The organism is Arthrobacter paludis, assembly GCF_056782315.1.
Genome location: NZ_JBXAEW010000010.1, coordinates 101603 through 114534, shown reverse-complemented (window position 1 = coordinate 114534; position 12932 = coordinate 101603). Strand labels below are relative to the sequence as shown.

At 70.4% G+C, this 12932-nt stretch carries 14 protein-coding genes; all 14 read right to left on the bottom strand.

What is annotated here, in order from left to right; all coding sequences use genetic code 11:
- Position 1: 1 nt before the first annotated feature.
- Positions 2-358, bottom strand: coding sequence for a hypothetical protein (locus AC1Q5D_RS10265; RefSeq protein ID WP_481738498.1), 357 nt, complete (start codon positions 356-358; stop codon positions 2-4).
- Positions 359-375: 17 nt separating this feature from the next.
- On the bottom strand, positions 376-3468 hold the full coding sequence (locus AC1Q5D_RS10260) for a hypothetical protein (RefSeq protein WP_481738497.1): 3093 nt from the start codon (positions 3466-3468) through the stop codon (positions 376-378).
- Positions 3469-3482: 14 nt separating this feature from the next.
- The gene (locus AC1Q5D_RS10255; RefSeq protein WP_481738496.1) at positions 3483-4568 is read right to left on the bottom strand and encodes a hypothetical protein; all 1086 of its coding nucleotides are present in this window, start codon (positions 4566-4568) and stop codon (positions 3483-3485) included.
- Positions 4569-4577: 9 nt separating this feature from the next.
- Positions 4578-5342 carry a hypothetical protein gene (locus AC1Q5D_RS10250; RefSeq protein ID WP_481738495.1) on the bottom strand — a complete coding sequence of 255 codons (765 nt, stop codon included), beginning with the start codon at positions 5340-5342 and terminating at the stop codon, positions 4578-4580.
- A gap of 15 nt (positions 5343-5357) precedes the next feature.
- Entirely contained in the window at positions 5358-8861 is a 3504-nt protein-coding gene (locus AC1Q5D_RS10245) for a phage tail tape measure protein (protein ID WP_481738494.1), read from the bottom strand.
- Between the two features lie 134 nt (positions 8862-8995).
- Positions 8996-9370 carry a hypothetical protein gene (locus AC1Q5D_RS10240; protein ID WP_481738493.1) on the bottom strand — a complete coding sequence of 125 codons (375 nt, stop codon included), beginning with the start codon at positions 9368-9370 and terminating at the stop codon, positions 8996-8998.
- Positions 9371-9390: 20 nt separating this feature from the next.
- A complete protein-coding gene (locus AC1Q5D_RS10235; protein ID WP_481738492.1) occupies positions 9391-9936 on the bottom strand; it encodes a hypothetical protein in 546 nt (181 codons plus the stop codon).
- Between the two features lie 96 nt (positions 9937-10032).
- Positions 10033-10725, bottom strand: coding sequence for a phage tail tube protein (locus AC1Q5D_RS10230; protein ID WP_481738491.1), 693 nt, complete (start codon positions 10723-10725; stop codon positions 10033-10035).
- Positions 10725-10946 carry a hypothetical protein gene (locus AC1Q5D_RS10225; protein WP_481738490.1) on the bottom strand — a complete coding sequence of 74 codons (222 nt, stop codon included), beginning with the start codon at positions 10944-10946 and terminating at the stop codon, positions 10725-10727. The genes AC1Q5D_RS10230 and AC1Q5D_RS10225 overlap by 1 nt, the downstream gene beginning before the upstream one ends.
- 11 nt (positions 10947-10957) lie before the next feature.
- The gene (locus tag AC1Q5D_RS10220) at positions 10958-11383 is read right to left on the bottom strand and encodes a hypothetical protein (RefSeq protein ID WP_481738489.1); all 426 of its coding nucleotides are present in this window, start codon (positions 11381-11383) and stop codon (positions 10958-10960) included.
- A complete protein-coding gene (locus AC1Q5D_RS10215; protein WP_481738488.1) occupies positions 11380-11772 on the bottom strand; it encodes a hypothetical protein in 393 nt (130 codons plus the stop codon). Before AC1Q5D_RS10215 ends, AC1Q5D_RS10220 begins: the two co-directional genes overlap by 4 nt.
- Entirely contained in the window at positions 11769-12188 is a 420-nt protein-coding gene (locus AC1Q5D_RS10210; RefSeq protein WP_481738487.1) for a DUF6093 family protein, read from the bottom strand. Before AC1Q5D_RS10210 ends, AC1Q5D_RS10215 begins: the two co-directional genes overlap by 4 nt.
- Positions 12185-12580, bottom strand: a complete 396-nt coding sequence (locus AC1Q5D_RS10205; RefSeq protein ID WP_481738486.1) for a hypothetical protein — start codon at positions 12578-12580, stop codon at positions 12185-12187. Before AC1Q5D_RS10205 ends, AC1Q5D_RS10210 begins: the two co-directional genes overlap by 4 nt.
- Before the next feature lie 27 nt (positions 12581-12607).
- Positions 12608-12922 (bottom strand): hypothetical protein, encoded by a 315-nt coding sequence (locus tag AC1Q5D_RS10200; RefSeq protein WP_481738485.1) that lies wholly within the window; start codon positions 12920-12922, stop codon positions 12608-12610.
- Positions 12923-12932: the final 10 nt, after the last annotated feature.

Sequence of the window (12932 nt, the reverse complement as noted above, 5' to 3'; positions counted from 1 at the left end):
TCTACCCGGCGGGCGGGACCGTTGTCGGGTCGATGAGGCGGGCCGCGACGGCGGGCCAGCGGTCGCCGATGACGAACGAGAGGTCCTGGTCGAGCACCAGGGACGAATCCGTGGACGAGTCCTGCTCCCTATACGCGATCGCGGACTGGATGGTCGGGTTCAGGACCGCCTCGGTGACGAACTCCTGGATCGCCTGCGTCGGGTTCGAGCGGACCTGGTCGCACAGGGCACGCTCGGGGGAACCCGGCGGGTGGTTGGCGGCGTTCTGGGTGACGTAGACGAGCTGCGCACCGGCGACCCTGTCCTGGAGGTCCTGGTCGTCGAATGCGTGGCGGACCTTGATGAGTCCGGTGTCCATGCGCTTGCCCCTTCCTGTTAGGCGGTGGTCATGTACGTGCATCGGATCTTCGGCCTCAGGCTCCCGGTGCCGCGGGCGTACCCGTAGAACTCGGAGGACGTGGACCCTGTGGAGAGGGTGAAGCCCTGGAAGCTGCCGGCCAGGAACGCGGAGATGGAGGCGCTGTCGGTGATCTCCACCCACTTGCCCTGCCCGCGCTTCCACCCGACGGACTTCATGAACGTCCCGCCCGGGTAGGAGCCGACGGCCGTGGACCCGTGCCGGTAGAGGTTCGCCGTGCCGCCGGCGCCCGCGTACCAGTGCTCGAAGTACAGGTAGACCTCGAGCTTTACGATCTCGGTGGCCGCCCCCATCGCGGTGGGGATGGATTGGCCGCGGGACCCTGCCCCGAATACGCAGTGGCTGGTCTTGATGCCGCCCGCGGCGTCGTAGGGGGTGTACCCCTGGTACATCCAGGTGCCGCCTCCGTAGGCGGCCCCGTTGCGCCACGAGTTGCAGCCGGTCGCCGACCAGGTCTGGGTGACCTTCATCGGCGCCGCCGTCGGGGTCTCCTCGGTCGAACCGGCCGAAGTGGACCCGACGTAGCCGCCGTACCCGGAGACCCCGATGAGGGGCCGGCGCACGACCTCGACCTCGAGAGGGGTGTCTCCCCAGACATCCAGGGCGACCGGGTCCACGCCCCCGTAGGCGGAGTAGTAGAGCAGGGCGGAGACGGTGCGCTGGGTCTGGTTCGGGAGGGACCACTGGAGGTCCACGGACGGCAGCTCGTTCACCGCGGAGGGACGGGCCCCGGAGATTGCCTCCTGCCGGATGGTGGCGCTGGTCGTGGCCAGGGTCCCGTCGGTGGTGGCGGCGATCCTCCAGCGGGCGCGAGTGTTCACGCCCCCGCTGGTGGCTTTGCAGCCCGTGAACTTCACGACGTACTCCCAGCCGGGCTCGACCTCGTACTCGAGCCGGTAGACCGGCTGGTTGTGCGAAGAGGACGTCGAGGCCCGGACGCCCGTGGAGGAGTCCCGGCGGCCGCGGGCCACGAGCTCCCACTGCCGGTTCAGCTGGCCCATCACGTCGGTGCCGTCGACGAGCAGGGACCCGGCGTTCACGGTCGCGGCCGAGAGCCCGCCGGCGTTGTCGATCGTGACGTCCCCGCCGTCGTCGACGGTGTTCTTGATCGTGAGCCGCTCGATCTCCGCGGCCGTGATCTTCACGAGCTCCTCGGTGGAGCCGTCGGCCAGGACGTCGGTGACGACGAGCCCGTCCTTGTTGATCGTGAGCTCGCGGGTCCCGTTCACGGACCGGAACTTCGCCTGCGAGGACTCGAACGTGCCCAACCAGGCCGTGTCCGCCCAGATCCCCGCTGCGTCGAGCATCCCGGCGACGACGGTCTTGAACGCCGCGAAGTCCGCCCACAGCTCGTCGATCACCGCCGTGGCGATCGTCGACGTCCCGGTGGCGGTCAGCTGCTCGACGTCGAGGCTGATGAACTGCCCGGACCGGGCCGCGATGTGCTCGGCCACGACGTCGGAGAGCGTGGACTGGCCGATCACGACGAGGGACCCCACGTCGAGGGACGCGATGGTCTCGTGGGAGAGCTTCGTCGCGTCCCAGGTGGTCCCGTTCCAGAACCACTGCCCGGTCAGCTGCGTCCAGGTCGTGTCCTTGTACCGCCACCACACGTCGCCGATAGCCGTGCCGGCGCCGGAGGGGGCGAGCGTGTCCCGGTAGACCTTCGTCTTCCCGTTGGCGCTCGTGAGGGCCTGGTCCGCCGTCGATTGGGCGTTCCCGGCCGCGGTCTGCGCCGCGGCGGCGTCCGCGAGCGCCTGGGTGGCGTCCGTCTGCGCGGCGTCGGCCGCGGCCTGGGCATCGGCGGCGGCCTGCTCGGCGTTCACGTTCACCAGCCGGACGCCCGTGAAGTAGGTGGTCGCCGTCGTGCCCTGGTAGTTGAGCAGGAACGAGACCGAGACCTTCGCGCAGCCCGGGCGCAGGTGCCTGGCCTCCTGCCCGAAGATCCCGGACGAGACGCCGGGATCCGTGGTCCCGGTGAGCGTGTCCCAGCCGCCGGTCGCGAGCCGGTTGGTCGGGTAGAGGTAGGAGCCGCCGGCCCGCATCTGGGCGACCTGCTGCCCGGCCGGAAGGGCGGGACCCGCGTAGGGCATGGGCAGGGTGACGGTGTTCCCGGACACGGTCGGGTAGTTGGAGCCCGAGTACAGGGTGCCGAGCGTCCGCGTGTACCCGTCGGAGGCCTGGTAGACGGGCCCCGTCGTCGTGGCGTACGGGAACGCCCCGATCCAGCAGAGGACCCCGCTGGCCCAGCCGGCGCCGTCGGTCAGGCTGATAGTGGTGTCCCCGGGGTTCAGTGCGGCGGCGAGGGTGGTCTCGGACCCCGCGGTCCGGTTGGCCATCTGGTGGCTGACCACGAGCCCGTCGACGTCGTACTGGTTGACCACCAGGTACTGGCGGACCCCGGCCGTCCCCTTGATCAGGGCCGTCATCCGGTACGTGTTCGCCGGGTCGACGGTGATCCGGTCCAGGTGCTCCGGGATGGCGGTCGACGAGGAGCCGACCTTGAACGCGCCTGGGAACCCGGACGGGGTCTGGTCCATGGCCAGCTGCACCATGGCCGGCCAGTGGGACGTGTCGCCCAGCTCCGCGGACCCGTTCAGGACCAGGTTCTCCGCCTTCGCCGCCAGGGCGTCCGCGAGGGCCTGCGCAGCGGCCGCGTCGGTCACGGCAGTGTCCGCGGTGGTCTGCGCGTTGCTGGCCGCCGTCTGCGCGGCGTTCGCCGTGTTCTGGGCGGTCGTGATCTGCCCGAACGCGGCGTCCAGGTCCGACTCCGCCGTGTCCAGGCGCCCCTGCGCGGTGGTGATGTTGCCCTCCGCCGTGCCCAGCCGGGAATCCAGCTCCACCATCGTCGCGTCGTGCTCGACCTGCCGGACCGCCATCTCCGGGATCCCGACGTCCAGGTCCGTGCCCGGGTTCGCGGGGTCGTCGATCGTGACCGAGGCGTTCTGCAGGTCGGAGGCGTGCAGCAGGTCCCGGCGGGCCTTGCGGTCCGCGGCGCGGGCCATGGCCAGGGGATTGCGACGGTGGGGCTGCAGCGGGATCCGTGCCACTGGCGAGTACCTCCTTAGGGGACGAGGAGGTCGAGGCCGACCTTCCGTGAGTTCTGCGCGAAGCTGTATCCAGCCAACCGGGTCGTGATCCTGCGCCCCTTCAGGGCGGGGTCGTCCTTCGGTGTCTGGAGGACGACCTTCATGCCGAGTTTCAGATCAGACAGGCCGGGCGTCCCGTCGCGCAGAATGGACGCGGAGACCCACTCGGAGGGCGCCCCGTACCGGTCGACGATGCGGGCCGCGAACCCCTGGACGTGGGCAAGTTTCTTGGTCCGCTTGCCGGTGTGGATCTGTTCGTTGGTCGCGTAGGACTGCCCGGCTCCCACCGTGGCCGAGGCGCTGATCGTGGCCCGTCCGGTGCCCTCCCCGAACACGTGGGCCCGGGTCGCGAGGGTCTTGCCGTCCCGCTCGTACAGGACATCCGTTGCTCCTCCGCCCCCGACATGCAGGTCGATCTGGGCCCCGTAGTTCAGGGACGGGTGGGCGTCCATCTGCCACGCGAACTTGCCGGCGTTCCAGACGGGCCGGAAGTCCAGGTCCGGGCCCCCGGACATTTCCGTCAGCTCCTCGAGGGCGTCGAGGACGGTCAACGCGTTGTATCCGTAGTAGCGCATCTCCTCGGTTCCGGAGATGAACGGAGGGTAGAGGATCGGAAGGTCGTCCCAGACCTCGGCGTTGTTCTCCGCGACCTGGCGCACCACACGGTCCGCGATGGCCGAGAACGAGGCGGGGCCGAACTTGTAGTAGGACTGGGACGGGTATGTCGAGGCCGGCCCGATCAGGGCACGCCCGTCGAGGATCTCGCCGATGGGGCGCAGCTCCAGGTCCCAGGACTTCGCGGCCTCGCTGTACCGGCGGCGCTCGATCTGCCACGCGTGCAGCGGCTGGTCGTCAAGGCACATGACGACGAGGCGGTTCATCTCGGTCGTCAGGTCGTCCAAGTCGGCCTTGGCCCAGTCAGGGTCGATGGCCGAGACGCTGGCCTGGGCGGGGTCGTCGGCCAGGTTCAGGCCGCGCATCACGTTGCCCTGCATCCGCACGGGGAGCGGTGCGAGCTTCGTCCCCGTGTGGGTCTCCACCGACCAGTACGTCCATCCCATGCGCGCCTCCTACATCCAGGTGTCCCTGACCATGACCTTGTAGATGCCGATGCCCCCCGATGTGGCGGGGATGACGTTGGCGGCGCGGGAAACGTACGGGCGCACCCGGGCCAGCTCGGTGTAGGCCCCGGTCTTCCCGTAGGCCACGGCCCCGTCCTTGTAGAGGAGCCCGGTCCCGAAGTCGACCAGGAACACCTCGCCGCTATTGACGGTCTCCGTCACCGTGTAGGCATCCTCTCCGGTGCCCCAAGCCGTGAACCCCGAGGTCATCGACCCCCGGACCTCGATCTGGGGCACCGCCGGGTAGTTCCCGTCGTGGAAGACCTGCACGCTGGTGCGGGCGTCCTCCTCGAACACCCGCAGCTGCCCGTACTTGCGCGGGTCCGGGGCCTTGATGTCCCGCTCCCATTGCGCCTGCCTGCTCCCGATGTCCGCCCAGCGCATCCCGGACTCCATCTCCACCGTGGCGGACATGGCGGGGCCGTGGCCGGAGACCGTGAGCTCCAAGGCGCCGTCCCAGAACAATGTGCTCAGCAGCCGCTCGGCATCGTGCAGCCCCTCATGTGTGGCCGCATAAACCGAACCCTTCAGGGTCATGTACCGCGGCCCGGGGTCGGCCGGGGCCGGGTAGTCTCCGGCGGCGCCCACCCTGGCCACGGCATCCTTGCGGACCTCTTCGGGGTCACCGAGCCAGCCGGTGATGTTCCGGACCGTGATCCGGGTCCCGTCGCCGAGCACGAGCGGAAACACATGCGTTCCGAGCACCACGTCCACGCGGGCCTCCTTCCGTTAGCTGTTCCGCAGCGCCCAAGCGAGTCGGTTCTCCAGGACCCGGGCGATGTGATCGTCCCCGACCCCGTTGATTTGGATCGCGCCACGCTCGAACACGACCGGCCGGGCGGCGCCGGCAGCCCCCGGTGCCGCCATGGCCACCGGCGCCGGGACCGCGTTCACCTGCCCGCCCGTGGCGTAGGAGGCCAGGTGGTGGATGCTCGGGTGGTCCTCGTTGATCAGGGCCAGCGCCCGGTCGTACTTCGACGATGACCGCTCCCGGATCACCCATTCGCCGTCGTCCACGTTCGCGATCGGCTGGCCGGCCGAGGTCACGCCCAGGATCATGTCCGTGCCCAACCCCGTGTACGGGAGCCGCCCGCCCTTGTCGTACCCGCGCAGGCGGGCGCGCCCGCCACCGGCGAGCATGCCCTGCCCGTAGACGCGGGATTCGACTTGGGCGGCGCGGTTGTCACGGCCCTCGGACCGGTACCGGGTGATCACGTTCTGGGTGATCGTGGACACCCGGTCGCGGGCGGTGCGGTTGAGTTCACTCTCCGCCGCCCCGGTCTGGGCGGTGGCGGTTACGGTGACACCCTTGCCGTGGATGGCGTTGATGTCCTGCTGGGTCCCGTACACCGTGCCGTCGTCGCCAACCCAGACGGTGCGCTGGACGCCGTCGATGTTCACGATGCGCTGCTGGACTCCGACGGTGGTCCCGTCGTCGGTGACGAAGACGTAGGTGGTCTTGCCGGTGACGGCGTCGACCTTCGCCTGGACCGATCCGGCGGTTCCGTGCTCGGACACCGCGACCGAGACGAGCTTGAACCCGGGGATCGCCTCCACGGCGGTCTTCGTCTCCTCGGCCGTGGCCTTAGCCGTCTGCTCCATCCAGGTGGAGATGTTCACGCCGTCGGGGACGCCGAGGACTTCGCGGGCGAGCGCGGCCGCGGCTTCCTTGGAGAGGCCGAACGCCTGGCCCGACGCGACGAGGTCCTGGTAGGTCTTGGACAGCTTGGCCTGCAGCTGATCCTGCCCGACGCCCTCGGCCGCCATCGCCTCGACCTCGGCCATGCCGCCGCGCGCGAGACCCTGGAAGGTCTCGTTGGCGAGTCGCCCGGCCTCGGTCGAGAGGTTGAAATCGGTCTTGGCCTTGTTCAGGGCCGCGCCCATCTCGCCCTTGGCGATCTCCTTCACCGCATCGTCAACCGAGTCGAGGGTCTCCTGGTACGCGGCGGCCGCGTCCCGGGAGTCCATGGTCAGGATGCCTGCCTGGAAGAGCTGCTCGAGGAACGTCGCCATGTCCTCGACCACGCCCTCGGTCGTCACCCCGACCTCGGCGAGCGCGCCCTCGAGCTCCTCGGCGCCTTGGGCGGCGGTGACCGCGGCGGGGGCCGTTCCCTCCATGGCCCACTTCAGCAGGTCCTGCTCGGAGACGTTCACGCCGAGCTGCTCGGCGGTGTTCCGGAGGGCGCTGATGTAGTTGGGGAAGGACTCGGCCACCTGCTTGACGGAGAGCTCCTGCTCGGCGCCGGCCTCGGCCGCGCGGCGGAACCCGGCGGCGGCCTCGTCGAGGTTGCCCGACTGGACCAGCGAGGACAGGGCGCCGTCGTAGTTGCTCAGCGCGCCCTGCGCCAGCTCCGCCTCGGAGTCGAAGATCCCGAACAGGGAGCCCGCGCTGTCGAGGAACTTCAGGAAGTCGTTGTTGTTCGCGACTTCCAGCGCGTGTCCGAGTCCGCTGATCCCGGCGCCGCCCGACCCGGACGCCGTGGCGAGGGCGTCGAGTTTTGCGGCCGCGGACTCGGAGCCGGTGCCGAGTTTGAGGATCTCCGCCTCGACGTCCTCGACGGTGCCGAGGTCGTCGAGTCCGGTTCCGGCGATGCGGGATGCCACGTCGAGGGCGATCAGCGCGACGGTGGCGACGCCGGCCGCTTTGCTCAGCCCGACGATGCCCTTGGACGTCCGGCGGGTAGCCTTGTCGGCCTTGTCCGCGTCGAACCCCATGTTCTTCAGGGCCTCGCCGGTCTCGGCGATCTTCGGCAGGACGGTGATCAGGCCGCCGCCGGCGATGGCAGCGGCTCCACCGATCCCCGCGATCAGACCCGCCACAGAGAGGACGTCTGCGGGGATCGTGCCGATGGTGTCGACGATCCCCTCGAGGCCCTGCACGAGCCCGCGCAGGGCCTCGTTGGCGCCCGATCCGGATTGGATCAGGACGGTGTCGATCGCGCCGCCGAGCTTCTCCAGGTCGCCCGCGAGGTTGTCCTGCATGATCGCGGCCGTCTCGGCGGCGTAGCCCGCGTCGTTGACCGCGTCTTCCCACTTCTGGATGCCCTCGGCGCCCTGCTCGTACAGGACCGAGGCCGCGCGGACGGCGTCGGAGCCGAAGATCGTCTCCAGGGTGGCGTTGCGCTGCTCCTCGGACATCCCGGCGAGCGCGGACTTGAGCTGTCCGGCGTACTCGGAGAGACCGATGAAGTTGCCCTGGGAGTCGTAGGCCGAAAGGCCCAGGGCCTCCATGGTCTCGGCCGCCTTCTCCGAGTTCGGAGTCAGCGCTTGGAGCATGGTCTTGAACGACGTGCCGGCGTCGGAGCCGGTCAGACCGGCCGAGGCGAACGCCGCGAGGCCGCCCGTGGTCTCCTCGATCGTGAGACCCGTCTGGGATGCGACGAGCCCGGCCTGGTTCAGGGCCGCGCCCATGTCCTCCACGGACCCCTGGGCCTTGCCCGCACCAGCTGCCAGCAGGTCGGCGACGTGCGGGACCTCGGAGCCCTCGAGGTTGAACTGCGTCAACGCCGAGGCGGAGATCTCCGCGGCCTTCGCCACGTCGAGGTTCCCGGCGGCCGCGAGGGCCAGCGCGCCGTTCAGGCCGCCGTCGAGGATATCCGCCGTCGAGACGCCGGCCTTCGCCAGCTCCTCGATGGCGCCGGCCGCCTCAGAGGCCGAGAACGCGGTGTCGGCGCCCGCGTCGATCGCGGCCTGCCGCAGCGCCTGCATCTCCATCCCGCCGGCGTGGGTCGCAGCCTCGACGGAGGACATGGCCTTGTCGAAGTTCGCGGCCGCCGTCGTGGCAATCGCCATGCCAGCCACCGTGGCCACGCCGACCGCCGTGACGGCGGGGGCCAGCGACTGCATGGCCTCCTGGCGCTTCTTCGTCGCCTCGGCCGCGTCGGCAGCGGCCTTGGCCTCCTTCGCCGCGGCCTGCTCCGACTCGTAGCCGGCCAGGTAGACGGCCTGGGAGAACGCCTCCACGCCGTGGGCCGCCGCCTGGGCCGAGGACAGGACCTTGCCGTTGGAGTCGACCAGCTGCCCGGACTGGTCGTAGAGCAGCCCCGCGGCCTTCGCCGCGCGCTGGTCCGCCTCCGCGACGACGGCGATCTTCTTCGCCCGCTCGTCGACTGCCTTGCCGGCCTCCTGGCTGCTCTTCTTCAGCTCCTCGGTCGCCTTCGCGGCGTCCTTGGTCGCCTTCACCAGGCCCGTGTTCTCGGCCTCGTAGATAACCTTCACCCGGCGATCAGCCACGGTGACCTCCTTCGGGATACGATCGGCGCATGTCCGAAAAGCGGGAGGCAAGCAAGCCCGGGTCCTGGGTCATCGCCATCGGCCTGGCCATCGCCCTCTTCGGCCTGCTCGGCCTGATGGTGAACGCCGACGGATCAGGCCGGGGCGGCCTCGTCCTCGGGCTCGGCGTCGCGCTCATCGGGTACCTCTGGCGGCTCCTGGCCGCCGTAGAGAACCGCTCCGGACCCCGCGACTAGCTCGTCGTCGATCGGCGCCGCGTAGAACATCTGGCCCGGCTCCGGCTTGAAGCCCTTCTGCCGGGTGCGCTCGTCCACGGCGGCCTTCCGGTGGCAGATGGTCTCCTGCACCTCGTACAGGCCCGCGTTGGCCTCGTTCCGGCACTCGGCCATGTTCCCGCCGCACACCGGGCACCTCAGGTCCAGATACAGCTGGTAGGCGAACGCCAGCAGGTGGTCGCGCCGCCCCCAGTCCCGGCCCCCCAGGAACGCCGACGGCGCCCGCCCGTACAAGGCGGACGCCTTCAGCCCCGCTAGGACTCGTCGGGATCCTGGCTCGAAGAGGCACTCGGCAAAAAATCCGCGCTCGGCTCGACCAGGCCCGCCTTGAGCTCGTTGTACGCCTCCACCAAGCTGCGGTACTGCGCCTGGCCGACGGCTTCGCGGATCCGGCGCAGGTCCTCGACACCGAGGGCCGGCTCGAGGATCGCGGCCGCCACGGTCCAGAGGGTCATCTCGTGGACGTCCTCGTGGCTCTTGCCCGCCTTCACGGCGGACTTCAGTGCCTCCTGCCACTCGTCGTCGTCCAAGGCCCGCAGGCGGACCTCCAGCGCCGACGAGGAGTACGCCTCGGCGAGCGCCGCGTACTGGTAGCGCAGGGCTTCGGCGTCGTCGCCGTCCTCGAGGGTGTGCTCGGCGGGGCCCTCGGTGGCGTCGGCGAGGCTGATCTTGTGGGCGAGGCGGTCCATCTCGGCGAGCAGATCGCCGCGTTGGGTGAGGTAGACGGCTCGGGTGGGGCGGGAGGCGCCGGCGATCCAGGCGTCGACGTCGAAGGTCTTGGGGGTGTGGTTCTCGGTCATGGGATGGGCTCCACTTCTACGGTTGGGCTCGGGTGGGTGGGGTGGCGGCGCGGAGCCCATTCACGCGCCGCCACCCGGTCGTTGCCCCGGGGCGCGTTAGGAGACGCGCGTCCAGGTGACGGTGCCGTCGGTGACGGTGCCGCCGACGGAGGCCGGAGCCGTGGGCTCCGTGGTGCCGGACGTACCGGCGGTGGTCGCCTCGAGGACCTGTCCGCCCGCGAGGGTGACGCGCTGGCCCAGCGTGTAGGCGGTGGACGCGGCCCACGCGGCCGGGGCGGGGCCGACGACGATGTTGTTGTACATCGTCCGGTTGCGCATGGGGACGCGGCGCTTGATGAAGCCCGTCCCGTCGAGGCGCTGCGGGTTGTCCACCGCGACGAGGCCGCCGAGGTAGATCTCGTCACCCTGCGCCCACGGCTCGGTGGACTTCTTGCCGGTCTCCCGGGCGTAGCCGTAGACCTCGGCGCCCTTGGTCTTCAGAGCGGCCCAGCCGGCCTCGCGGGCCGGGTCAGGGGCGCCGGTGTCCGGGTCGAAGCGACGCCACAGCGTGATGCCGAGGTTGTACGTGGAGGCGTCGAAGATCTCGACGGTCTCCTCGTCCTCCAGGGCGTCCTCCGAGACGGTGGCGGAGTCGGCGGCGCTCCAGGCGAAGTCCGACGTGAGGATGTCCGCGGACATGTCGATGCCCGCGGCCAGCTCGGTGACGGTCGGCGCCCCCGGGTCGGCCGGGGCCGTCAGGAGCAGGGTGTACTTGGTCTTGCCCTTGGCAAGGGTGCGAACGCCGCTCATCAGCGGGCCTCCTTCTTCTTCCCGGCCTCACGGGCCGTCGTGGTGGGCTTCTCGTCGGCGGCAGGGGCCTCGGGCTCCGTCGCGGCGTCCTGCGCCGCGGAGGGGTCCTCGGTGGTGAAGTCGTTGAACGGCGGGCGGTCGATCGCCAGCCACGACTTCGGGATGCGCTGCTGCTTTCCAGTGGACTTCGAGTAGGCGTCCACGAACTGGGTGTCGGGCATTGCGTTGCCTTTCAGGTTCGGGTGGCGGTGAACACGTACTCGTCCACCAGGAACAAGGGATGCTTGCCGTTGAGGCTCACGTCCCGGTCGGGCTGGATATCCAGCAGGGGCTGCTGCTCCATTGCGGAGCAATGCCAGCCGGGCGCGCTTGGCGCGGCCCCGGCGAGCGAGGGGCGGATCTTATTGATCAGCCAGTTGAGCGAGCCCGGCGAAGTGGCGGCCAGCGTCGCCCTGACGCGCATCTCCAGGTTGGCGGCCTCCGCCTCGAGGCTGTCGTCCTCGGGCCGGTCCCCGGAGAACGCCCAGCCGGCATTGCCTCCCAGCAGCAGGTAGGGGAAGTCCTCCACGCTCGGGGTGCTGGACAGCTTGGCCGTGAAGAGGTGCACGGATACCGGGGCCGGGACAAGTGCCTTGACCGCGTCGTAGAGCTCGATCACAGCAGCCCCTCCGCCGCGAGCTCGAGGTACCCCAGCAGGATCGGCTCCTCCTCGCGCATCGGCACGATGGGGTCCCGCACGGTGCCGCCACCCCGGGAGGTTCCGAAGTAGGCGATACCGGCGAGCGCGGCGGAGGGGGCACGGTGGGCGTTGGGCCCAATCTCCACTGTCACGGTGGAGGCGCCCCCGAACGAGCTGGTGGTGACTTCGTAGTCGACGGAGCGGGCGACGCTGCGGAAGTGCGTGGAGGCGTTCAGGTCCGCCTGCATCCGTCGCTTCACCTGGGCGCCGGTCTTGCGCATGATCGGCAGGATCCGCGTGGCCAGCTTGGCAGGGACCCGGCCGAGGTCGTGCGCGAGCCGGTCCAGCTGGGACGTGTCCACACTCATGCGATCAGCTCCTCGGTTGCCCAGCGCTGTGCGGTCATGAACGATGCCCGCTCCGGGGCGGTCAGCCGGAACACGGTCCCGGCGGGCACGGCCGGCGGCGGGTCGCCCGCGGCCGGCACGGTGGTGATGGTCAGGAGGTCGCCTGCCTGGACCGGATCTTCGAGGGGGAGAACGATGACGGGGCGCCCGATCGTGTACACATGCCCGGCGGCGTCTTCCTGGACGGCCCCGACGCCGACGAGCTTGACCCGGCAGATGCCCTCCACCTGGACCGCCGTGGCGACCGGGACGTCGCGTCCGGTCTCGGGGTCGGTGGCGACTTCGCCCGTGGGGCGCGCGACGGTGCAGGTCTCGCGCATGGAGGCCCTCGCGGCCTCCTGCCCCTCGGCGAGCGCCGCGTGGTCGTAGGGGATCATGCGTCGCCCCAGAGGGAGACGGAGTAGGCGCCGTACTCCGGGACCGGGGAGGCCGGGGTGACGAGCCGGAGCTCGTGGTCGTTTACGTAGAGCTCCCCGGTGGAGACCGAGTTGTCGAGCGTCTGGGATTTGGACCAGTCGTCGTAGGTCTTGCTGACAGTGCGGACGCTGTCGGGGTTCTTCAGGACCCGGAGGACCATGGAGATCATGGCCGAGCGGACTGCGGGTTCGCTGATGTCGCCGGCCGCGAGGTCGGCCTCGATGTCGGACTGGACTGCCAGGAGACGCGTCCACGCCTCGGTGGAGAGCCCGGCCACGACGTTGCGCTCGGCGGCAGAGAGGGGACGCCAGACCGCCTCGATCTCACCGGGGGTGATGCTGATGGCTGCCATGGCGTCCTCCTCCCTGCCGCGGGGCGGCTACTTGACCTTGGACTCGCCGGTCTCGATGTTGCGCTCGACGGTCACCTCGGTGCCGTCGGGGCGGGCCGCGGTGTAGGTCTCGATCCGGTCCTTGCGCCGGGCCCGCGAGGCGGTGGCGGCCCGCGGGGCCGGCTTGACCGCGTTCACGGTGCCGGCCTTCTGGGCCTCCTCGTCGGGCTGGGGCGGCACCGACTGGGCCCGCTCCTCGGGATCGGTGGTGTCGGCCGGACCGTCACCGGGGGCGGTGGTGGAGGGCTTGGTGACGTCGGAGTCGAGCTTCGTCTCCGCCGCCTCCTTCTTGAGGGTGGCCATGGGGTTCTCC